Here is a 21,636-nt window from a genome sequence, read left to right as displayed (position 1 = left end):
CTAGGTGAGGTACTGACAGGTCGAGCGGGGAAGGTAGACGCCGTGACCGGCGTGCCCGGTGTACTCCCGCTGGTCGATGACGAGTTCGCCGCGCGAGAGCACGGTCTCCACCCGGCCGGTGACCCGCTTGCCCTCGTACGCCGAGTAGTCGACGTTCATGTGGTGCGTCTCGGCGGAGATCACCTGCTCGGCGTGCGGGTCGTAGATCACCACGTCCGCGTCCGCGCCCGGGGCGAGGGTGCCCTTCTTCGGGTACAGGCCGAACATCCGGGCCGGGGCGGCGCAGGCGATCTCGATCCAGCGGCGCCGGGAGATGTGCCCGTCGACGACGGCCTGGTGGAGCAGGTCCATCCGGTTCTCCACGCCCGGCAGCCCGTTGGGGATCTTGGAGAAGTCGCCCAGGCCCAGTTCCTTCTGGCCCTTGAAGCAGAACGGGCAGTGGTCGGTGGAGACGACCTGCAGGTCGTTGGTGCGCAGGCCCTTCCACAGCTGCGCCTGGTGCTCCTTGGGCCGCAGGGGCGTGGAGCACACGTACTTGGCGCCCTCGAAGCCCGGCTCGGCGAGGTTGTCCGTGGACAGGAACAGGTACTGCGGGCAGGTCTCCCCGAACACCGGCAGCCCCTCGTCGCGGGCCCGGGCCAGCTCGGCCACCGCCTCCGTCGCCGAGACGTGCACGACGTACAGCGGCGCCCCGGCGACCTGCGCGAGCCGGATCGCGCGATGGGTGGCCTCGGCCTCCAGCAGCGCCTTGCGGACCTCGCCGTGGTAGCGGGGGTCCCGCTCGCCGCGCTCCAGGGCCTGCTGCACGAGGACGTCGATGGCGATGCCGTTCTCGGCGTGCATCATGATCAGCCCGCCGTTCTCGGCGGAGCGCTGCATGGCGCGCAGGATCTGCCCGTCGTCGCTGTAGAAGACGCCCGGGTAGGCCATGAACTGCTTGAAGGAGGTCACGCCCTCCTCCACCAGCAGGTCCATCTCCTTCAGCGTCTCGTCGTCGACGTCGGAGACGATCATGTGGAAGCCGTAGTCGATCGCGCAGTTGCCCTCCGCCTTGGCGTGCCAGGCGTCCAGGCCCTCGCGCAGGGTGTGCCCGACGCTCTGCACCGCGAAGTCGACGATCGTGGTGGTGCCGCCCCAGGCGGCGGCCCGGGTGCCGGTCTCGAAGGTGTCGGAGGCGAAGGTGCCGCCGAACGGCAGCTCCATGTGGGTGTGGGCGTCGACGCCGCCCGGGAGGACGTACTTCCCGGTGGCGTCGATCGTCCGCTCCGCCGTCCACGCCGCGGCGGCCGGGGTGCCGGAGGCGGCGAGGGCGGCGATACGGCCGTCCTCGATCAGGACGTCGGCGTGGATCTCGTCGGACGCGGTGACGACGAGGCCACCACGGATCGCGGTGCGGCTGCTCATGTCTGTATCGCTCCTCCCGGTGGGTACGTGGCGGTGATGGGTGGCGGGTCGCGCGGGGTCGTCTCTACGGCGCCGTCAGCGGCGCGTACGCCCCGGGCGCGCGGTCGCGGTAGAACTGCCAGCGGTCGCGGACCTCGCGCAGCTTGGCCAGGTCCAGGTCCCGCACGACCAGCTCGGTCTCCTTGTCGCTCGCGACCTCGCCGACGAACTGCGCCTCGGGGTCGACGAAGTAGCTGGTGCCGTAGAAGTCGTTGTCGCCGAGGTCCTCGACGCCGACGCGGTTGATCGCGCCGACGAAGTACTCGTTGGCGACGGCCGCCGCGGGCTGCTCCAGCTGCCACAGGTAGCGGGACAGGCCGCGCGAGGTGGCCGACGGGTTGAAGACGATCTCGGCGCCGGCGAGGCCGAGGGCCCGCCAGCCCTCCGGGAAGTGCCGGTCGTAGCAGATGTAGACGCCGATCCGGCCGGCGGCGGTGTCGAAGACGGGCCAGCCGCCGTTGCCGGGGCGGAAGTAGAACTTCTCCCAGAAGCCGCGCACTTGGGGGATGTGCGTCTTGCGGTACTTGCCGAGGTAGGTGCCGTCGGCGTCGATGACGGCGGCGGTGTTGTACAGGACGCCGGGCTGTTCCTCCTCGTACATCGGCAGGATCAGCACGATGCCGGCCTCCCGGGCGAGCGCCTGGAAGCGCCGGGTGACGGGGCCGTTCGGGATCTGCTCGGCGTAGGCGTAGAAGGCGGGGTCCTGGACCTGACAGAAGTACGGCCCGTAGAACAGCTCCTGGAAGCACAGCACCTGGGCGCCCTGGGCGGCGGCGTCGCGCACCGCCTGCTCGTGGACCTGGATCATCGATTCCTTGTCGCCCGTCCACGCGGTCTGGAAGAGGGCGGCGCGGATCACTCGGCTCATCGGATGCCTCCGCTCGGTCGGTGTGCCGTGAGCGTAGGAAGGGCCGAGGGGGCGCGGTGAGGTGCAGCGTGTCACGTCCGCACCCGTGCGGCGTGTCACCGTGTCACCCGTGCCCGGCTCCATGTCTCACCGCCGTTTCCCCAGGTCGTCGTGGGTTTCAGGGCTTTTTCAGGGGTGTTGCGCGTCGTGCGCGAGGAGGGCGATGTGCACCGAGGCGGCCTGTTCGAAGTCGTCCAGGTCGACGCCGAGGCGCGTCTGTATCGCCTCCAGGCGGCGGTAGAGGGCGGGCCGGGAGACGTGGTGGAGCTGGGCGGTGCGGGACTTGTTGCGGCCGGTGGCGAGGTAGGTGCGCAACACGGCGAGCAGATCGTCCCCGGCGTCGCGCAGCAGCCCGTCCAGCTCCCGTTCCGCGAAGGACTGCACCCGCGGGTCGTCGCGCAGCAGCCGGATCAGCCCGCGCAGATGGACGTCCCGCAGGCGGACCACGGGCGGCAGGTCGAGGGGTGCCGCGCAGTCCGCGACGGCGTCCGCGACGTGCCGCGCCTCGCGCAGTCCGGCCGGTACGTCGTCCCAGGCGGTGCGCGGGTCGGCGGCGGCGACCACCACCGGGGCCGTCTCGCGCAGCCGGGCCGCGAAGTGCGCGGTGAGGGCGTCGGCGTCCTGGTCACGGGCGAGGCTGAGCAGGACGGCGGTGGTGGTGCCCCCGGCCCGGGCCGCTCCGGCCGCTCCGGCCGCTCCCGCCGCGCCGGCGGCCTCGGCGGCCCCGGCGGCTCCCGCCGCCTCGGCGACGAGTCCGGTCAGGCCCAGCAGCCGCAGCACCCGGTCGAGTTCCGCGGGACCGCGGTCGCGGACGACGACGGGGACGAAGGTGCGCCGGTTGACCGGGAGTCCGGCGGCACGCGCCCGCGGCAGCAGCTGCCGGGCCGGTACGGCGCCGGAGACCAGGTCGGTGAGCAGGCTGCGCGCGGACTGCTCCTCCCAGCTGCGGGCCGCGGGACCGGCGAGCATCCGGTGCAGCACGAGCGCCTCGGCGGCCCGGTCGGCGAGGAGGCGGCCGACCGCCGGATCACCGCGATGGCCGCACAGCGTCAGCCGGCCCCAGCGTTCGCCACGGCTGCCGAGTTCGGCGCGGATCCACCCCTCGCCCTCCCCCTCGCCGGCGCCGGCCCGCCGGGCGATGCGCTCCCAGTCCCGCAGGACGTCGTCCACCGCGGCCTGCTCCCCCGCCGTGGCCAGCACCCGGTGGGCGAGGTTGGTGACGACGACGGGGCAGGCACTGTGCCGGGCGATCTCGTCGAGGAGGCGTTGCAGCGGAGCACCGGAGGTGATCAGCGCGGTCAGCGCGGTGCGCACGGACTCCGACAGGCTGACCGCGGCGAACTTGCGGCGCACCAGCCGCGCCTGCACCTCCTCCGTCAACTGGGCGAAGGGGAACGGCCGGTGCAGCACGACCAGCGGCAGCCCGCACCGCTCGGCCGCCCGGCGCATCACCTCCGGCGCGGCCGGGAACGCCCGCCCGAGGCCGAGGACCACCGCGGCGGCCTCCGCGCGGTACAGGGAGCGGATGTACTCGGCCTGCTTGTCCGCGTCCCCGGCGAGCAGCACGCCGGTGGTGAGCACCAGTTCGCCGCCGCTGAGCATCACGCCGACATCGGGCGCCTCCGCGACGTGCACCCAGCGCACGGGACGGTCCAGCCGGCCGGCGCCGGCCACCACCTCGGGCTCCCCGGCGAGCACCCGCTCCAGGGTGAGGATCTGCCGTACCGACAGGGCCGGTTCCACGGGTTCCCAGGTGGTGGTCATGGCGTTTCCCCGCTCGTTCTCCGCTCAGCGCACGGCTACTGGATGCTCCGCAGAGCGTTCTCGAGGATCGCGGCGCCCTCCTCGGCCTCCGCGACGGTCAGGGACAGCGGCGGGGCGATGCGCAGGGCGGAGGTGTTGTGGCCGCCGCCCTTGCCGATGAGCAGCCCGCCGGTGCGGCAGGCCTCCAGCACCGCCGCCGCGGCCTGCGGGTCGGCGTCGTCCGTGCCGGGCTTGGTCAGCTCGACGCCGATCATCAGGCCGCGCCCTCGCACCTCCCGTACGGCCGGTACCTGGGCGGCGATCCCCCGCAGCCGCTCGATGAGCAGGCCGCCGACGCGCCGGGCGTTGCCCTGCAGGTCGTGGTCCAGCAGATACGCCAGGTTGGCGAGGCCGGCGGCCATGGTGACCTGGGTGCCGCCGAAGGTGGAGATGCTGTTGGCGTCCAGGCAGTTCATGATCTCGGCGCGGGCGATCACCCCGCCGACGGACATGCCGTTGCCGATGCCCTTGGCGAAGGTGACGAGGTCCGGCGGGCCGCTGCGGGCGTGCGCCTGCCAGCCCCAGAAGTGGTCGCCGGTGCGGCCCCAGCCGGTCTGCACCTCGTCGGCGATCCACAGCACGCCCCGCTCGGCGAGCACCTCGCGGAACGCGGCGTACAGCCCGTCCGGCGGGGAGGTGAAGCCGCCGACGCCCTGGATCGGCTCGGCGATCAGCGCGGCCGGGGCGCGGGTGTGGCCGAGGAGGTCCTTCAGGTCGTCGACGCAGGCGGCGATGAAGTCCTCGTCGCTCAGCGCCGCGTAGGGGCCGCGCGTGCGGACGCCGCCGTGGACGTACAGCGTCTGCAGCGGCGACAGCGAGGTCGGCGACCAGCTGCTGTTGCCGGTGATGCCGACGGCGCTGAAGGAGCGGCCGTGGTAGCTGTTGCGCATCGCGAGGATCGTGTTGCTGCGCCGGTAGGTCGTCGCCAGGAGCAGGGCGGTGTCGTTGGCCTCGGTGCCGGAGGTGGTGAAGAAGACCCGGGCGTCGGGGATGCCGCTGAGCTGCGCGATGCGCTCGGCGAGCTCGACCATGGGCCGGTTGAGGTAGAGCGTGGAGGAGTGGATGATCCGCCCCGCCTGCTCGCTGACCGCCTTGGTGACCTCCGGCAGGGCGTGCGCGGTCATCGTCGTGAGGATGCCGCCGAAGAAGTCCAGGTAGCGGCGGCCGTCGGCGTCCCAGACGTGGCGGCCCTCGCCGTGCGTGATCTCGATCGGGTCGTCGTAGTACAGCGCCAGCCAGTCCGGCATCACGCTGCGGTGGCGGGCGTACAGGTCGCTCACGGCTGCACCAGTCCTTCGTAGGCGTCGGGGCGGCGGTCGCGGTAGAAGGCCCACTGCTGCCGCACCTGGTCGATCAGGTCGAAGTCGAGGTCCCGGACGAGCAGTTCCTCCTTGGAGGCGGAGGCGGTCTCGCCGACGAACTGCCCGCGCGGGTCCACGAAGTAGCTGGTGCCGTAGAAGTCGTTGTCGCCGTAGATCTCCTGGCCGACGCGGTTGATCGCGGCGACGAAGTACTCGTTGGCGACGGCGGCGGCGGGCTGCTCCAGCTTCCACAGGTGGCTCGACAGGCCGCGGTGGGTGGCGGACGGGTTGTAGACCAGCTGGGCGCCGCCCAGGCCGAGCTGGCGCCAGCCCTCCGGGAAGTGGCGGTCGTAGCAGATGTAGACGCCGACCTTGCCGACCGCCGTGTCGAAGACGGGCCAGCCGAGGTTGCCGGGCTTGAAGTAGTACTTCTCCCAGAAGCCGCGGACCTGCGGGATGTGGTGCTTGCGGTACTTGCCGAGATAGGTGCCGTCGGCGTCGATCACGGCGGCGGTGTTGTAGTAGAAGCCGGACTGCTCGACCTCGAAGACGGGGACGACGATCACCATGCCGGTGTCGCGGGCGAGCTCCTGCATACGGCGTACGGTCGGGCCGTCGGGGACGGGCTCGGCCCAGCGGTAGTGCTCGGGCTCCTGGACCTGGCAGAAGTAGGGGGCGTTGAACACCTCCTGGAAGCCGATGACCTTGGCCCCCTGGCGGGCCGCCTCGCGGGCGTGGTCCTCGTGCTTCGCCACCATGGACTCGGTGTCGCCGGTCCAGGTGGCCTGGACCAGGGCGGCACGGACGACGTTGGCCATGAGCTGCTCCTTCGCACGACGTCAGAGCCTCTACGCCCGTAGAAGCAGGCTGTAGAGGGACGAACGTAAGCCTCCCGGACGGGCTTGCCAAGACCATCGTCGCCAACCCGCGGGGCGGAGCGCGATTGACACTCTCGTGGGCGATGCGGGGCCGCGGCCGCGGGGGTGACGGGCGGGGTTGGTGGTGACTTGGGGGACTTGTGTGGCGCGGTGGGGGCGTGAGGGCGGTCTGATGACGGGGGCGGCGTTGTGGGCGGACGGGGGTGGGAATCGGGGGCGGGGCCCGGGTCGGGGGTACGGGGGCGGGCGGGGTCGAAAGCGGGGCCGGAAGCGGGGTCGGGGCCGGGTCAGGAGGTTCGGGCGCCTCCCCGGGGACGCGCAGGGGCGGAAGCAGGGGCGGGTCAGGTGGTGTGGCCCGCGACGCGGAGGGCGTGGAGGACGTCCCAGTGGTGCTCGTCGGAGACGGTGCGGGCGGCGTGCAGGAGCAGGGGCGCGAGCAGCGCGGGGTCGGCGGCGGCGCTGCGGGCGGCCTCCTCGGGCGGGCGGACGCGGACGTAGGCGCCGAGCAGCGCATGGGCCTCGCGGTGGCGGCCGTCGGCGTACAGGTCCCGCACCGCCGCACCGATCTCGTCCGCGGGCCGTACGACGCCCTGGCGCAGGATCTGCTCGCCGTCGGCGTCCCGGCCGGCCGCGACCAGGGCGTCGGCCGCGGCGACGAGTCCCGCGGCGGGCAGCGAGGCCGCCTCCCACAGCAGGGTGGTCCAGTCCGCGCCGAGCCCCGCGCGGTGCAGCTCTGCGGCGAGCAGCGGAAAACGGGCGGCGGGCCAGTGGGCGGCCTCGGCGAGCAGCGCGTGGGCCTCGCCGGTACGGCCGTCGGCGCGCAGCCGGGCCAGTCGCCCCACGGCGTCGGCGACCTGCCGCCGGGCGGCCTCGTCCACGGGCTCGACCGGCGCCGGAACGTCCGCCTCCTGCACGGCCCCGGCGAATCGGGCCCCGCGCGGCGTACGGCCCGCCACGGGCGCGGGCCCGGCCACGGGCGGCACGGGCAGGGTGGCGTCACCGTCGTCCACGGCCCCGGCGAAACGAGCACTCCCCCGCCGCAGCTTGCGCTTCCTGCCGCCGACGGGGGCGGGCCGTTCGACGGCGGGCACGGCGGGGGCGGCCGGCTCGGTGGCGGCGGGCGCAGGGGCGGGTCGCTCCGTGGCCAGGGCTCCGGGGGTGGGCCGCCCGCCGCCGAGGTGGGTGGGGGACGGCGGCGCGGCAGCGCCGGGGGCCGGGACAGGGGCGGCGGGACTGGCGGCTGGGGCGGTGCCGATCCCAGCGGCAGCAGCCGCGGCGGGCGGAGCCCCGGCGGGCGCGCCGGCAGCAACGGCAGCGGACCCGGCGGCCGCGGCTACGGCAGCGGGCCCGCCGGCTGCGGCTGCGGCTGCGGCAGCGGGCCCACCCGCAGCCGCCGTGCCGGGACCAGCCGCAGCCGTGGCCGCGTGAGCCGTGGACACCGGCGTCACACCTGGCGTGGGCGTCAGCCGGTGCAGGCGGGCGCGGAGCTCCGCGCAGCGGGCCCTCGCTCGGGTGTGGTCGTCGTGGGACCAGGCCAGGTCGTGGCGGAGGGCGTCGGCCTCCTCGCGGGTCGTGGCCGCGGCGAGCGCCCGGGTCAGGGCGGCGCAGCGCTCCGCCGCGTAGCGCTGTTCGCGGAGCATCACGTCGAGGCGGTCGGCGAGGGCGTCCCGGCCGCCGGGGCGGGCGTCGTACGCGGTGACCGCGGCGGTGTGCAGGGCGCGCGCCCGTTCCGTCTGCGCCGCGGCGGCCCCGGGGCCGTAGCGGCCGGCGAAGTCCTGCAGCAGGGCCTCCAGCACGTCCCAGGGCGGCAGTTCGCGTCCCTCCCGGCAGGCCCGCATGCCGTCCGGGTCGCGCTGCCAGAAGACGCCGCACCAGCCGTCGCCCGCGTCGAGGCGCGCCAGCAGGGCGTCCAGGTACTGCGCGAACTCCCGTACCGCACCCGGGAGTTGATCCACCGCCATCGACCGACTCCCGCCCGAAGGGAACACTCCGGTCCCTCAGCCAACACCCGTCGTGTTACGGCACGGCTACGGGGAGTTTTCGGCATCGGTGCCGGAGCCTCGGCCCCGGGCTTCAGGCGGCGGTGACGTCCAGGCCGACGAGGGCGCACCGGCGGGCCAGCTCGTCCATGGACAGCCCGAGCGCGCCGGCCAGCGCCGCCACCGTGAAGAACGCCGGCGTCGGCGCCCGCCCGGTCTCGATCTTGCGGAGCGTCTCGGCGGAGATCCCGGCGTGCGCCGCGACCTCGGTCATGCTGCGGCCGCCGCGGGCCTCGCGCAGCAGTCGCCCGAGCCGCTCGCCGCGCTCGCGTTCTTCCGGAGTGAGAGGGGTGCGCACCATGGCACCCATTCTAATACCGGTATAGTAATTGGCATGGTGGAACTGAAGACGGACACGTCGATCGACGCGATGTACGAGGCGGGCCAGGTCGTCGCCCGCGGCCTCACCGCCGTACGGGAGGCCGCCGACGTCGGCGTCTCCCTGCGGGAACTGGACGAGATCGCCCACGACGTCCTGCGCGAGGCCGGCGCGACCTCCCCCTTCCTGGGCTACCGGCCGTCCTTCGCGTCGACCCCCTTTCCGGCGGTGATCTGCGCCTCCGTGAACGACGCGATCGTGCACGGCATCCCCACGACCTACCGCCTGCGCGACGGCGACCTGGTCTCCGTCGACTTCGGCGCGCAGCTGAACGGCTGGGCCGGCGACTCCGCGATCAGCTTCACCGTGGGCCGCCCCCGCCCCGCGGACCTGCGCCTGATCGAGACCGCGGAACGCGCCCTCGCCGCCGGCATCGAGGCCGCCGTGGTCGGCAACCGCATCGGAGACATCGCCCACGCCATCGGCACGGTGTGCCGCACGGCGGGCTACGGCCTCATGGAGGACTACGGCGGCCACGGCATCGGCCGCCGTATGCACGAGGACCCGCCCGTCCCCAACGAGGGCCGCCCCGGCCGCGGCCTGCCCCTGCGCCGCGGCATGGTCCTCGCGATCGAGCCGATGCTGATCGCCGGGGGTACGGACAGCTACCGCACGGCCCCGGACGGCTGGACGCTGTGCACCACCGACGGCAGCCGCGCCGCGCACGTGGAACACACCGTGGCGATCACGGAGGAAGGACCCCGCATCCTCACGCAGCGGTGAAGCCCGTCCGCTCGAGGGGCCAAAAGGCGCACGTCCCCGCAGAACATGCCATCGTGGGCATGACCGACCCCACCCCCGGTTACCCGCCTCCGGTACGTCTCAGCGAAGGAACGGAGCGCCATGACCAGCGGCTACCTCGGCCCGGAGGGCGACCCCTTCGGAGAATTCCTCGCCCGCTTCTTCGGCGGCCCCCGCCCGGGGCCCCGCCAGATCGACATCGGCCGTCTGCTCAGCCAGCCCGCCAGGGAACTGGTGCGCGGCGCCGCGCAGTACGCCGCCGAGCACGGCAGCCGCGATCTGGACACCGAGCACCTGCTGCGGGCGGCGCTGGCCAGCGAGCCCACCCGCAGCCTGCTCAGCCGTGCGGGCGCGGACCCCGACTCGCTGGCCTCGGAGATCGACGAACGGTCGGGTCCGGTCCAGCATCCCCCCGGCGAGGCTCCCGCGCCGACCTCGCTCTCCCTCACCCCGGCGGTCAAGCGCGCCCTGCTGGACGCGCACGAGATGGCCCGGTCCAGCGGCGCCGGCTACATCGGCCCCGAGCACGTGCTCAGCGCGCTCGCCGCCAACCCGGACTCCGCCGCCGGGCACATCCTCAACGCGGCACGGTTCGCCCCCTCGGGGCCGCCGCCCGCGCCGGAGGCCCCGCAGGTGCCGCGTGCCGAGCGGGCGCGGCCCACGGGCACCCCGACGCTCGACAAGTACGGCCGCGACCTCACCGACCTGGCGCGTCAGGGCCGTATCGACCCGGTGATCGGGCGGGACACGGAGATCGAGCAGACCATCGAGGTGCTGTCCCGGCGCGGCAAGAACAACCCCGTGCTGATCGGCGACGCGGGCGTGGGCAAGACCGCCATCGTGGAGGGACTCGCGCAGCGGATCGCGGACGGCGACGTGCCGGACATCCTCATCGGGCGGCGGGTGGTCGCCCTGGACCTGACCGGGGTGGTCGCCGGCACCCGGTACCGCGGCGACTTCGAGGAACGCCTGAACACCATCGTCGAGGAGATCCGCACCCACTCCGACCAGCTCATCGTCTTCATCGACGAGCTGCACACCGTCGTCGGCGCGGGGGGTGGCGGCGAGGGCGGCACCATGGACGCGGGCAACATCCTCAAGCCCGCCCTGGCCCGCGGCGAGCTGCACATCGTCGGCGCCACCACACTGGAGGAGTTCCGCCGGATCGAGAAGGACGCGGCCCTCGCCCGCCGGTTCCAGCCGATCCTGGTGCCGGAGCCGACCGTCGAGGACGCCCTGGAGATCCTGCGCGGGCTGCGCGACCGCTACGAGGCCCACCACCAGGTCCGCTACACCGACGAGGCGCTGGTGGCGGCCGTGGAGCTGTCCGACCGCTATCTGACCGACCGGCGGCTGCCGGACAAGGCGATCGACCTGATCGACCAGGCGGGCGCGCGGGTGCGGCTGCAGGCGCGCACCAAGGGCACCGACGTACGGGCCATGGAACGCGAGGTCGAGCAGCTCAGCCGCGACAAGGACCAGGCCGTCGCCGACGAGCAGTACGAGACGGCCACGCAGCTGCGCGACCGGATCACCGAGCTGAAGCAGCGCATCGCCGAGCAGGGCGGCGACGGGGAGGCCGACGAGGGCCAGAACCTCCAGGTCACCGCGGAGGCCATCGCCGAGGTGGTGTCCCGGCAGACCGGCATCCCGGTCAGCAGCCTCACCCAGGAGGAGAAGGAACGCCTGCTGGGGCTGGAGGAGCACCTGCACCAGCGGGTGGTCGGCCAGGAGGAGGCCGTGAGCGTCGTCTCGGAGGCGGTGCTGCGCAACCGCGCCGGCCTGTCCAGCCCGAACCGGCCGATCGGCTCCTTCCTCTTCCTCGGCCCGACCGGCGTCGGCAAGACGGAGCTGGCGCGGGCGCTGGCGGAGGCCCTGTTCGGCAGCGAGGACCGCATGGTCCGCCTCGACATGAGCGAGTACCAGGAGCGGCACACCGTCTCCCGGCTGGTCGGTGCCCCGCCCGGGTACGTCGGCCACGAGGAGGCGGGGCAGCTCACCGAGGTGGTGCGCCGGCACCCGTACTCGCTGCTGCTGCTCGACGAGGTGGAGAAGGCGCACCCGGACGTCTTCAACATCCTGCTGCAGGTGCTGGACGACGGCCGGCTGACCGACTCCCAGGGCCGCACGGTCGACTTCACCAACACCGTGATCGTGATGACCAGCAACCTGGGGTCGGAGGCCATCACCCGGCGCGGCGCCGGCATCGGCTTCGGCGCGACCGGCACGGACGCCGACGAGGAGGCGCGGCGCGAGCAGATCCTGCGGCCGCTGCGCGAGCACTTCCGGCCGGAGTTCCTCAACCGCATCGACGAGATCGTCGTCTTCCGCCAGCTCACCGGCGACGAACTGCGGCAGATCACCCAGCTGCTGCTGGAGCAGACCCGCCGGCTGGTGCACGCGCAGGGCGTCACGGTGGACTTCACCGACGCCGCCGTGGACTGGCTGGCCGAGCGCGGCTACCAGCCGGAGTACGGCGCCCGGCCGCTGCGCCGGACCATCCAGCGGGAGGTCGACAACCAGCTCTCGCGGCTGCTGCTGAACGGCACGATCGGCGAGGGCGGCCGGGTGACCGTCGACGTCGAGGACGGGCGGCTGGCGTTCCGCACGCGTGAGCAGCCCGCCCCCGAACTGTGAGAGCCGTCAGGACGCCGGGCGGACGACCATCGCCGAGCCGCCGCCGCGGCGCACCTTCTCGGCGGCGGCGAGCCAGCGGCCGTCGGGCAGCCGCTGCACGCCGGTCGCGGCGCCGATCTCCGGGTTGAGCTTGAAGGAGTGGCCGATCTTCTCCAGCCGGCCCCGCAGGTCGCTGTTCCACAGGCCGGGTTCGAGTTCGGTCTGCGCGGCGTTGCGCTGGCTGGCGCGGGGCGCGGCGATCGCGTCGACCAGCGGCAGCCCGCGGTCGAGGAACCCGGTCAGGGTCTGCAGCACGGTGGTGATGATGGTCGCGCCGCCGGGCGAACCGAGCGCCACGACCGGCCTGTCGTGCCGGTCGAGCACGATCGTCGGCGAGATCGACGAGCGCGGCCGCTTGCCCGGGCCGGGCAGGTTCGGGTCGTGCACGGCCGGGTTGGCCGGGGCGAAGGAGAAGTCGGTCAGCTCGTTGTTGAGCAGGAACCCGCGGCCGGGCACGGTGATGCCGCTGCCGCCGGTCTGCTCGATGGTGAGCGTGTAGGCGACGACGTTGCCCCACTTGTCGGCGACGGTGAGGTGCGTGGTGTTCTCGCCCTCGTACGTCGTGGGCGCGGCGGTGCCCGGGGCGCCGCAGTCGGCGGGATGGCGCGGGTCGCCGGGCGGCACGGGACTGGTGAGCACCGCGTCGTCCTTGATCAGGCAGGCCCGTGAGTCGGCGTACCGCTGGGAGAGCAGTTCCTTCGCCGGTACGTCCTCGAAGGCGGGGTCGCCGACCCAGCGCCCGCGGTCGGCGAACGCGATCCGGCTCGCCTCGATGTAGCGGTGCAGGTACTGCGCCTCGCTCGCCTTCGACAGGTCGGTGTTCTCCAGGATGTTGAGCGCCTCGCCGACGGTGGTGCCGCCGGAGGAGGAGGGCGCGATGGAGTACACGCCGAGTCCGCGGTACGACGTCTTGGTGGGCGCCTGGTACTTGGCGCGGTAGGCGGCCAGGTCGCGCGGGGTCAGCTTGCCCGGGCGGGCGTTCCAGCCGGAGGCCGGGTCCACGGGCGGGTGGTTGACGGTGCCGACGATGTCCCGGCCGAGGTCGCCGTGGTAGATCGCGCCGACGCCCTTGCGGGCCAGTTCGGCGTAGGTGGCGGCGAGGTCGGGGTTCTTGAACGTCGAGCCGACGGCGGGCAGCCGGCCGCCGGGCAGGAACAGCTTCGCGGTGTCCGGGAAGTAGCGGAAACGGGTCTCGTTGGCGGCGGTCTGCGAGCGGAAGGTGTCGTCGACGGTGAACCCGTCGCGGGCCAGCCGCTCGGCGGGCTTGAGCACGCTCGCCAGCCGCTTGCTGCCCCAGGCGTCCAGGGCGGCCTGCCAGGTGGCGGGCGTGCCCGGGGTGCCCACGCTCAGCCCGCTGCTGACGGCGTCGGCGAAGGCGAGCGGTTTGCCGTTCTCCGTGAAGAGGTTCCGGTCCGCGCTCAGCGGGGCGGTCTCGCGGCCGTCGATGGTGTGCACGGTACGGGTCTTGGCGTCGTAGTAGACGAAGTAGCCGCCCCCGCCGATGCCGGCGGAGTAGGGCTCGGTGACGCCGAGCGCGGCGGCGGTGGCGACGGCCGCGTCGACCGCGTTGCCGCCCTTCCTCAGCACCTCGATGCCGGCGGCGGAGGCGTCCGCGTCGACACTGGCGACGGCGCCGCCGTACCCGACGGCGAGGGGCACCTTCGGCACGGGATCCCGGTGCGGGGTGGGCGGGGCCGCCGCCCCCACCGACACCACGGCGGCCGAGACCGCCAGGACGGACAGTTTCCGGGCTACGGGGCGACGCATCCGCACCTCCAGTCGAGAGGGATCGTCCGCGCAGCCTAGTTCACCATCATGGGCACGTCAGTCCCGTACCATGCGCGCCCATGAACGACGACGTGCGCAACATCGTCCTCGGTGTGATAGCCGCCGGCATCAGTGCCGCGCTGGGCTGGATGTCCCGCACCTGGCTGTGGAAGCGGAAACTACGGCGCAAGCAGGCGTTCTTCGGGCTGCCGGACGACTCCGAGTCGCTGCTGGTGGTCAACCGCAACGCCGGGGGCCCGGAACTGGCGGTGATGCGCCACGACGTGTTCGCCCTCCTCGAACTCGCCGCGCTCATCAAGGACTGCCGCGCCCACGCCCAGGTGCTGGCCCACGACACGGCCCGTCAGGGCTTCGGCGAGCGCACCGAGTTCTGTGTCGGCGGGCCCGCCTCCAACCGCCGTACCGCGGCCCATCTGGCGTCCCTGCTGCCGGGGGTGCGGGTGAACGTGGACGCCGAACCCGGCCCGGACCGGGGCGCCTTCCAGATCGGCTCGGAGCGGTACCGGCTGGAGTCCGGCCGCGCCGAGTACGTGCTGCTGGCCCGGCTCACCGTGCACGACAGCCACGGCGACCGGCCGGTGTTCGTCTTCTGCGGCCAGACCGCCATCACCAACCAGGCCGCCACCCGCTACCTCGCCCGCAACCACGAGCGGCTCGCCCGCAAGCACGGCAGGAACTCGTTCGTGCTGCTGCTGAAGGTGGTCAACTCGCAGGCGTACGGCCCGGACGTGGTGGAGCTGGTCGCGGACGTCACCCGGGCCGCGCAGACCCCGCTGCCGGCCTCGCCCAGGAACTCCCACCGGGCGCAGGCCTGACGAAGGCTCACCGCCGCGCGGGCGCGCTCCCTCGGCGAGCGGCCGGGGACCGCCTGCGTCCCCGGGACCGGGAACACCCCCCGTAACGAGCACAACCCGACCGGCACGCGGCTGACCTTCTGCTCGCGGCGGGCGGCCCCTGGCGTGGGTCGCATCCGCCGCGCGCAGTGATCTGCGGCCGCGGCCGGGCGGGTATGGCCCTGTGTACTGCTGCCCCCTACGGACGAGGGGCCGTGGGGGGACCCACCCCCGGCAGCAGCGTTCGTGGTGCGGCCGTACCGGCGGGTACGGCCTCGGTCGTCACCACAGGGATGAACGGCACATCGTAGTTGAGAACCGCCGTGCGGGCACAAGCGGTACGGACCATGCAGCGTGCTCCTCGTTCGGTTCCGGCACGTCGGACGGCGTGCCGGGGTCTGAACTCCCTCAGTGCGCGAGGATCTTGGAGAGGAAGTCCTTGGCGCGGTCGCTGTGCGGGTCGGTGAAGAACTCCTCGGGGTGGCGGTCCTCTACGATCCGGCCGTCCGCCATGAAGACCACACGGTTGGCGGCGGACCGGGCGAAGCCCATCTCGTGGGTGACGACGACCATGGTCATGCCCTCCTGGGCGAGTTGCCGCATCACCTCCAGCACCTCGTTGATCATCTCCGGGTCGAGGGCGGAGGTCGGCTCGTCGAACAGCATCGCCTTGGGGTCCATGGCAAGGGCCCGGGCGATGGCGACGCGCTGCTGCTGCCCTCCGGAGAGCTGTGCGGGGTACTTGTCCGCCTGGGCGGCCACGCCGACCCGCTCCAGCAGCGCGCGCGAACGCCGGTCGGCCTCCTCCCTCTTGCGGCGGCGGACCTTGACCTGGCCGAGGGAGACGTTCTGCAGCACGGTCTTGTGGGCGAAGAGGTTGAAGGACTGGAAGACCATGCCGACCTCGGCGCGCAGCCGGGCGAGCTCCTTGCCCTCCTCGGGAAGGGGCTGCCCGTCCAGCAGGATGGTGCCCGAGTGGATGGGCTCCAGCCGGTTGACCGCCCGGCACAGCGTCGACTTGCCCGACCCGGACGGGCCGATGACCACGACCACCTCTCCCCTGCCGACCGCGAGATCGATGTCCTGCAGGACGTGCAGCTCTCCGAAGTACTTGTTGACGTTCCGCAGCTCGATCAAGGGATCGATCGCCATGCGCAGCCCTACTCACTCTCAGCTGTGTCGTGGTGGCCAGAACCTATCCACCGGCTCCGCACCCGGTCCGACGACACGCACCTTCCGGGCATAAGCCGTATTTAAGCCGCAATCCGGGCCATGGCCTCACCCTTTCGTTCAGACCTCGGCGACCTCGGCGTACAGCTGCGACAGTTCGGGGACCCCGCTCTCGGCCCAGTCCCGGCCCGCCCGCACCACGTCGATCTCCCGTCCCGAGGCGAGGCGGACCAGCGGCGGCTCACCGGCCCGGATCTCCCAGGCCGCTCCGGGCACCGTGCGCACGACGACCGTGCCCAGGTACAGGCCCGCGTCGTTGCCGAGCCAGGGCAGGGTCTCCGCGTCGTCCCGCCAGCGCGGCACGAGCTGGTCCAGCGCCTCCAGCGAGGCCGCCGTGTCGTCGAGCCGTACGCCGGCCTCGGCGGCCTGCGAGCGCAGCAGTTCGCACTCCGACAGCAGGGCGGCGACCGCCTCCGGGGCCGCCGTGAACCGCGTCTCACCGATCTTCCTGCGCCGGTTGCCCAGAAAAGGGAGGTTCATACGACCAGCGTGGCATTCGCACCCGCGTGCGCACCATAGGCGCGCGGACCGCCTTTCCTCCCCGTACGGCCCATTTCCCCCCGTGTGTGCGCATGGCTCGTTGACCGGTCCGCGCCCCCTCCCTAGCTTCGCGGTGCGTGCGCCCGGGAGCCGTTCCCGGGATCGGACGGCCCCCGGTGACCGGGGAGCAGCGAGGGCGGCGGGAGCGGCCGGAGGAGCGGGTGGTGCGCGTGGTGCGGGTCGTACGGCGCGGGGTCGGCGGTCTGGTGGCGGCGCTGGTCCTGACGGCGGCCGGCGGGATGCCGAGCGCGGCGGCGGACGATCCCCGGGCGGCGGGCCCCGCGTCGGCGGGCGGTGTCGGCGATCCCGGTGCCGGAGGGGCGGCGGGCGGCGGCCCCGTGCCGCTGGAGCGGCTGTTCGACAACGTCGCCGTCGGTGACGACGCGCGGCCCGGTGCCGCGGACTTCGACGGGGCGGGGGCGTCGCTGTCCGTGCGGGACCTCGCGGCCGCCGGCTGGACGCCGGGGCGGGTGCTGACCGTGGACGGCGCCCGGCTGACCTGGCCGCGGCGGGCGCCGGGCGAGCCGGACAACGCGCGGGCCGGCGGGCAGTGGGTGCGGGTGACCGGCCGGGGCGACGCGCTGGCCTTCCTGGTCGCCGGGACGGCCGGCCACCTCACGGGCGGCACGGGCACCGTGCGCTACACGGACGGCTCCACGGCCCCCTGCGCGCTGACCGCGCCCGACTGGCGCACCGGCCCGCTCGCCACGAAGGCGGTGGCGCTGCCGCACCTCCTGACCCCCGCCGGACGGCTCGCCGGGAAGGCCCGGCTGTACGTCGTGACGGTGCCGCTCGCGGCCGGCCGCACGGTGACGGCGGTACGGCTGCCCGTCGCGCCCGACCTGCACGTGTTCGCCGTGTCGGTGCGCTCACCCGCGCCGGGCTGGAGCGGCAGCTGGGCGGCCTCGACCGGCGGCTACCCGGCCGTCGGCCCGTGGACCGACCGGACGCTGCGGCTGGTGGTGCACACCTCGGCGGGCGGTCCGCGGGTGCGGCTGCGGTTCGACAACACCTTCGCGGCGGCGCCGGTGCGGATCGGCGCCGCGACGGTCGCGGTGCGCGCGTCGGGCGCGGCGCCGCAGGCCACGCCGGTGGCGCTGTCCTTCGGCGGGGCGGCCGGGGTGGAGATCCCGGCAGGGGCGCAGGCGGTCAGCGACCCGCTCCGGTTCACCGTGCCGGCCGGGTCCGACCTGCTGGTCAGCTTTCATCTGCCGGGCCCGGTGACGGCGGCGCCCGTCCACCGGCTCGCCCAGCAGCGGTCGTATCTGAGCGGGCCCGGCGACCACACCGCGGACGTGTCCCCGGCCGCCTACGGCACGACGCTGACCAGCTGGCCGCTGCTGACCGGCGTGGACGTCGGCGGCGGCCCGGGGTCGGTGGTCGCGCTCGGCGACTCCATCACCGACGGGGACCGCTCCACGCCCGGCGCCGACCGCCGCTGGCCCGACGTGCTGGCGGCGCGGCTGCTCGGGCAGAGCGCCGTGCCGCGCTACGGCGTCCTCGGCCACGGCGTCTCCGGCAACCGCGTCCTGACCGACCGCTACCCCGGCGACGGCGTCGCCGCCGACCAGGCGGGCGTGAGCGCCCTGCACCGGCTGGAGCGGGACGTGTTCGCGCAGACCGCGGTGCGCACCCTCGTGGTCTTCGAGGGCGTCAACGACCTGATGGACGGCACCTCCGCCGCGCGGCTGACGGAGGGCCTGCGCACCCTCGCCGACCGGGCGCACCGGCGCGGGCTGCGCGTCCTCGGCGCGACGATCCTGCCCTGCGGGGGGCACGCGCGCTGCCCGGCCGCCGTGGACGCCGAGCGGACCGCGGTCAACGCCTGGATCCGCACCGGGGGCGCCTTCGACGCCGTCCTGGACTTCGACGCGGTGGTCCGCGACCCGGCGCACCCGGAGCGGATGCTGGCCGCCTACGACAGCGGCGACCATCTGCACCCGGGCGACGCGGGGCTGGCCGCGCTGGGCGGGTCGGTGGACCTGCGGCTGCTGTGACCCGGCCCTCGCGGCGCCGGGACGGGCCGGACGACGGGAGCTACACGTCCAGGTCGACGACGACCGGCGCGTGGTCCGAGGCGCCCTTGCCCTTGCGCGCCTCGCGGTCGACGTAGGCGTCCTTGACGGCCTGGGCGAACGGATCGTTGCCGTAGACCAGGTCGATGCGCATGCCGCGGTTCTTGGGGAAGCACAGCTGGCGGTAGTCCCAGTACGTGAACGGGTGCTCGTACTTCAGCGGGCGCGGCACCACGTCGTTCAGCCCGGCCTCCCGCAGCGCGGCGAGCGCCGCCCGCTCGGCCGGGGTGACGTGCGTGGACCCCTCGAAGGCGGCCGCGTCGAAGACGTCGTCGTCGGTCGGCGCGACGTTGTAGTCGCCCATCACCGCGAACGGCCGGCTGCCCCGGGCGTCGCCGGCGACGGCCGCCCGCAGGGCCTCGAACCACTGGAGCTTGTACGCGTAGTGCGGGTGCTCCACCTCACGGCCGTTGGGCACGTACACCGACCAGACGCGGACCGGGCCGCAGGTCGCGGAGATCGCCCGCGGCTCGGTCACGCCGTCGAAGCCGGGGTCGCCGGGCAGGCCCTTGACCACGTCGTCGATGCCGACGCGGGAGAGCACCGCCACGCCGTTCCACCGGCCGGTGGCGTGCACCGCCGCCTCGTAGCCCAGCTCGCGCAGCTGCTCGAAGGGGAACTGGTCCTCGGCGACCTTGGCCTCCTGCAGGCACAGCACGTCGGTGCCGCTGCTCTCCAGCCAGGCCAGCAGCCTCGGAAGGCGGGCGGTGATCGAGTTCACGTTCCAGGTCGCGATGCGCATGCCTCACAACCTACCGGGCGGCACCGACAACGCGTCCCCGCCCGGACCGGGCCCTAGACGTCGGTGCTGTCCCCCGGCGTCAGCCGCCGGTGGTCGGTGCCCCCGAGGGCGCCGATCTGGCGGTCGTAGATCGGGCGGGCGAGGTCGGTGAGGAGGGCGTCGTGGATGTCGTAGGCGCGCCGCGGCTCGACCTCCCGGACGTAGTCGATGACCTCGGAAATCTTGTTCCAGGGGGCCATGACGGGCAGCATCAGCGTCTCGACCGGGCGGCCGGGGACGGTGAGCGCGTCGCCGGGGTGGAAGACGGCGCCGCCGTCGATCAGATACCCGACGTTGGTGATGCGCGGGATGTCCGGATGGATCACGGCGTGCAGCTCGCCGTGGACCTCCACGTCGAAGCCGGCGGCGGTGAAGGTGTCGCCGTGGCCGACGGTGTGCACACGGCCCGGGAAGGCCGCGGAGATCTGCTCGGCGACCGACTTCAGGGTCCAGATCTCGGCGGCGGGGTTGTTCTCCATCGCGGCCCGCAGCCGGCCCTCGTCGAAGTGGTCCGGGTGCTCGTGCGTGACCAGGAGGGCGTCGGCGCCGAGCGCGGCGTCCTCCTCGCTGAAACCACCGGGATCGAGGACGAGGGTGCGTCCGTCCTTCTCCAGCCGGACACAGGCATGCGACATCTTGGTGAGCTTCATGCGTCCCATCCTGCCCGCCCGGTCCTCGCGCAGGGTTTGGGCGGGGTGCGGGGGCGCACCCCGCCCGGCATCACTCGGCGAGGGTGGTCTCCTCACGGATGACCTGCTGGACCACCTTGAAGGCGCTGTTCGCTGCGGGGATACCGCAGTACACAGCCGCCTGGAGCAGGACCTCCTTGATCTCGTCGGGGGTGAGGCCGTTGCGCAGGGCGGCGCGGGTGTGGAACGCCAGCTCCTCCAGATGGCCGCCCGCGACGAGCGCGGTGAGGGTGACGCAGCTGCGGGCGCGGCGGTCGAGGCCGGGCCGGTTCCACACCTCGCCCCAGGCGTAGCGGGTGAGAAGTTCCTGGAAGTCGCCGGAGAAGTCCCCGGCCTGCGCCAGCGCCTGGTCGACGTGCGCGTCGCCGAGCACCTCGCGGCGCACCTTGAGCCCCGCGTCGTACGGGTCGGGCCGCCCGGCGGGATGGGGCTGCGCCGCCGGCGGCGCGATCTCGGCGATGGGCGCGGCCGGCTGCGGCGGCGGCGCGGCCAGCACCGGCTTCACGGGCGCGGCGGGGATGGCGATCTGGCCGGTGCCGGGGTCGATGACGGGCTGCCAGGCGGTCGAGAAGTGCGTGACGAGCAGGTCGGTCACGGCGGCGGGCTGTTCGACCGGGACCAAGTGGGAGGCACCGGGCACGACCGCGAGACGGGCGTCCGGGATGCCGGCGACCAGCGTGCGCGCCTCGGCGGGCCCGGTGACCTGGTCCTCGGAGCCGACGAGGACGAGGGTGGGCACGCCCACCCGGCCCAGCTCGGGCCGTACGTCGAACGCGGCGAGCGCCTCGCAGGCGGCGATGTAGCAGCCCGGGTCGGTGGTGCGCACCATCTGCACCGCCCAGTCGGTGATCGCGGGCTGGGCGGCGGCGAAGCCGTGCGTGAACCAGCGGTCGGGGGACGTCCGGGCGATCGGGTCGAGGCCGTTGGTGCGGACGATCACCCCGCGCTGGCGGAACTCGTCGGCGGTGCCGAACCGGGGCGAGGCGGCGATCAGCACGAGCGAGGCGAGCCGCTCGGGGTGGCGCAGCGCCAGCTCCACGCCCACGGCACCGCCGAGCGCGCAGCCCGCGTAGCCGAAGCGCTGCACGCCGAGCCCGTCGAGGGTGGCCAGCAGCCGGGCGGTCAGCTCGGCGACGGACCCCGCCGGACGGGCCGGCGCGCCGCCGTGCCCCGGCAGGTCGAACCGCAGGACGCGCCACTGCTTGGCCAGCTCCGGGACCTGCCGGTCCCACATGTGCCAGGTGGTGCCCAGTGAGGGACCGAGGATCAGGACCGGGGCCTCTTCCGGCCCGTCAAAGCGGTATTGCAGGGTGTTCGACGGTGTCTCACTCACGCCTCAGACCTTCTCACGTCTCACGGACGCCCCTATAACGCAGGGGGGCGGGAAACCGGTCTGACCAGGTCCGAAGACCTCGCGGGTTGTGCACAGGCCGGGGTTCACCTGATTGCAGGTCCTGCGGCTCACTGCGTCGGTGACACCGGCGCAGTGGCCACCTCGTTCGGCGGGGTCGCTGTGGTGCTGACGAGCTGTTC

The 21,636-nt window shown here is 73.7% G+C and carries 17 protein-coding genes; 4 read left to right on the top strand and 13 right to left on the bottom strand.

Annotated elements, in window-relative coordinates:
- From hydA to ACF1AL_RS06985, 7 genes are all read right to left on the bottom strand, one after another.
- The gene (gene hydA, locus ACF1AL_RS07015) at positions 1-1,404 is read right to left on the bottom strand and encodes a dihydropyrimidinase (protein WP_386914428.1); all 1,404 of its coding nucleotides are present in this window, start codon (positions 1,402-1,404) and stop codon (positions 1-3) included.
- Between the two features lie 64 nt (positions 1,405-1,468).
- A complete protein-coding gene (locus tag ACF1AL_RS07010) occupies positions 1,469-2,311 on the bottom strand; it encodes a nitrilase-related carbon-nitrogen hydrolase (protein WP_366836445.1) in 843 nt (280 codons plus the stop codon).
- 168 nt (positions 2,312-2,479) lie between these two features.
- Positions 2,480-4,114, bottom strand: a complete 1,635-nt coding sequence (locus tag ACF1AL_RS07005) for a PucR family transcriptional regulator (protein ID WP_391701991.1) — start codon at positions 4,112-4,114, stop codon at positions 2,480-2,482.
- Positions 4,115-4,149: 35 nt separating this feature from the next.
- The gene (locus tag ACF1AL_RS07000; protein ID WP_391702145.1) at positions 4,150-5,400 is read right to left on the bottom strand and encodes an aspartate aminotransferase family protein; all 1,251 of its coding nucleotides are present in this window, start codon (positions 5,398-5,400) and stop codon (positions 4,150-4,152) included.
- Positions 5,401-5,429: 29 nt separating this feature from the next.
- The gene (locus tag ACF1AL_RS06995) at positions 5,430-6,272 is read right to left on the bottom strand and encodes a nitrilase-related carbon-nitrogen hydrolase (RefSeq protein ID WP_391825485.1); all 843 of its coding nucleotides are present in this window, start codon (positions 6,270-6,272) and stop codon (positions 5,430-5,432) included.
- A 401-nt stretch (positions 6,273-6,673) separates the two neighbouring features.
- On the bottom strand, positions 6,674-8,293 hold the full coding sequence (locus ACF1AL_RS06990) for a hypothetical protein (RefSeq protein WP_391825484.1): 1,620 nt from the start codon (positions 8,291-8,293) through the stop codon (positions 6,674-6,676).
- Between the two features lie 112 nt (positions 8,294-8,405).
- Positions 8,406-8,672, bottom strand: a complete 267-nt coding sequence (locus tag ACF1AL_RS06985; RefSeq protein WP_366836441.1) for a helix-turn-helix transcriptional regulator — start codon at positions 8,670-8,672, stop codon at positions 8,406-8,408.
- A 33-nt stretch (positions 8,673-8,705) separates the two neighbouring features.
- Between ACF1AL_RS06985 and map the strand changes: the two genes are divergently transcribed.
- Both map and ACF1AL_RS06975 read left to right on the top strand, forming a co-directional pair.
- Positions 8,706-9,473 carry a type I methionyl aminopeptidase gene (map, locus tag ACF1AL_RS06980; protein ID WP_366836440.1) on the top strand — a complete coding sequence of 256 codons (768 nt, stop codon included), beginning with the start codon at positions 8,706-8,708 and terminating at the stop codon, positions 9,471-9,473.
- A gap of 120 nt (positions 9,474-9,593) precedes the next feature.
- A complete protein-coding gene (locus ACF1AL_RS06975) occupies positions 9,594-12,128 on the top strand; it encodes an ATP-dependent Clp protease ATP-binding subunit (protein WP_366836439.1) in 2,535 nt (844 codons plus the stop codon).
- Positions 12,129-12,134: 6 nt separating this feature from the next.
- Here the strand turns inward: ACF1AL_RS06975 and ggt are convergent, their stop codons facing one another.
- Entirely contained in the window at positions 12,135-13,934 is a 1,800-nt protein-coding gene (ggt, locus tag ACF1AL_RS06970) for a gamma-glutamyltransferase (protein ID WP_391825483.1), read from the bottom strand.
- 80 nt (positions 13,935-14,014) lie between these two features.
- On the opposite strand from ggt, the gene ACF1AL_RS06965 reads away from it, so the two are divergent.
- The gene (locus ACF1AL_RS06965) at positions 14,015-14,770 is read left to right on the top strand and encodes a hypothetical protein (RefSeq protein WP_366836437.1); all 756 of its coding nucleotides are present in this window, start codon (positions 14,015-14,017) and stop codon (positions 14,768-14,770) included.
- Positions 14,771-15,196: 426 nt separating this feature from the next.
- Here the strand turns inward: ACF1AL_RS06965 and ACF1AL_RS06960 are convergent, their stop codons facing one another.
- Positions 15,197-15,940: an amino acid ABC transporter ATP-binding protein gene (locus ACF1AL_RS06960; RefSeq protein WP_391779771.1), complete on the bottom strand. Its 744-nt coding sequence runs from the start codon at positions 15,938-15,940 to the stop codon at positions 15,197-15,199.
- Between the two features lie 138 nt (positions 15,941-16,078).
- Entirely contained in the window at positions 16,079-16,498 is a 420-nt protein-coding gene (locus ACF1AL_RS06955) for a DUF6278 family protein (protein ID WP_366836435.1), read from the bottom strand.
- A gap of 299 nt (positions 16,499-16,797) precedes the next feature.
- Here ACF1AL_RS06955 and ACF1AL_RS06950 point away from each other — a divergent pair, with 299 nt between their 5' ends.
- Positions 16,798-18,555 carry an SGNH/GDSL hydrolase family protein gene (locus tag ACF1AL_RS06950; RefSeq protein ID WP_391825712.1) on the top strand — a complete coding sequence of 586 codons (1,758 nt, stop codon included), beginning with the start codon at positions 16,798-16,800 and terminating at the stop codon, positions 18,553-18,555.
- A gap of 40 nt (positions 18,556-18,595) precedes the next feature.
- On the opposite strand, the gene ACF1AL_RS06945 is transcribed toward ACF1AL_RS06950, so the two are convergent.
- The 3 genes from ACF1AL_RS06945 to pcaC all read right to left on the bottom strand — a co-directional run bounded on the left by ACF1AL_RS06945 (position 18,596) and on the right by pcaC (position 21,436).
- Positions 18,596-19,375, bottom strand: a complete 780-nt coding sequence (locus ACF1AL_RS06945; RefSeq protein ID WP_391825482.1) for an exodeoxyribonuclease III — start codon at positions 19,373-19,375, stop codon at positions 18,596-18,598.
- A gap of 53 nt (positions 19,376-19,428) precedes the next feature.
- Positions 19,429-20,064, bottom strand: coding sequence for an MBL fold metallo-hydrolase (locus ACF1AL_RS06940; protein ID WP_386417291.1), 636 nt, complete (start codon positions 20,062-20,064; stop codon positions 19,429-19,431).
- A 70-nt stretch (positions 20,065-20,134) separates the two neighbouring features.
- Positions 20,135-21,436, bottom strand: a complete 1,302-nt coding sequence (gene pcaC, locus ACF1AL_RS06935) for a 4-carboxymuconolactone decarboxylase (RefSeq protein WP_386584148.1) — start codon at positions 21,434-21,436, stop codon at positions 20,135-20,137.
- Positions 21,437-21,636: the final 200 nt, after the last annotated feature.

The sequence above is a fragment of the Streptomyces sp. NPDC014801 genome, from assembly GCF_043082085.1.
GTDB lineage: Bacteria > Actinomycetota > Actinomycetes > Streptomycetales > Streptomycetaceae > Streptomyces.
This window is presented reverse-complemented; position numbering and strand designations above follow the sequence as displayed.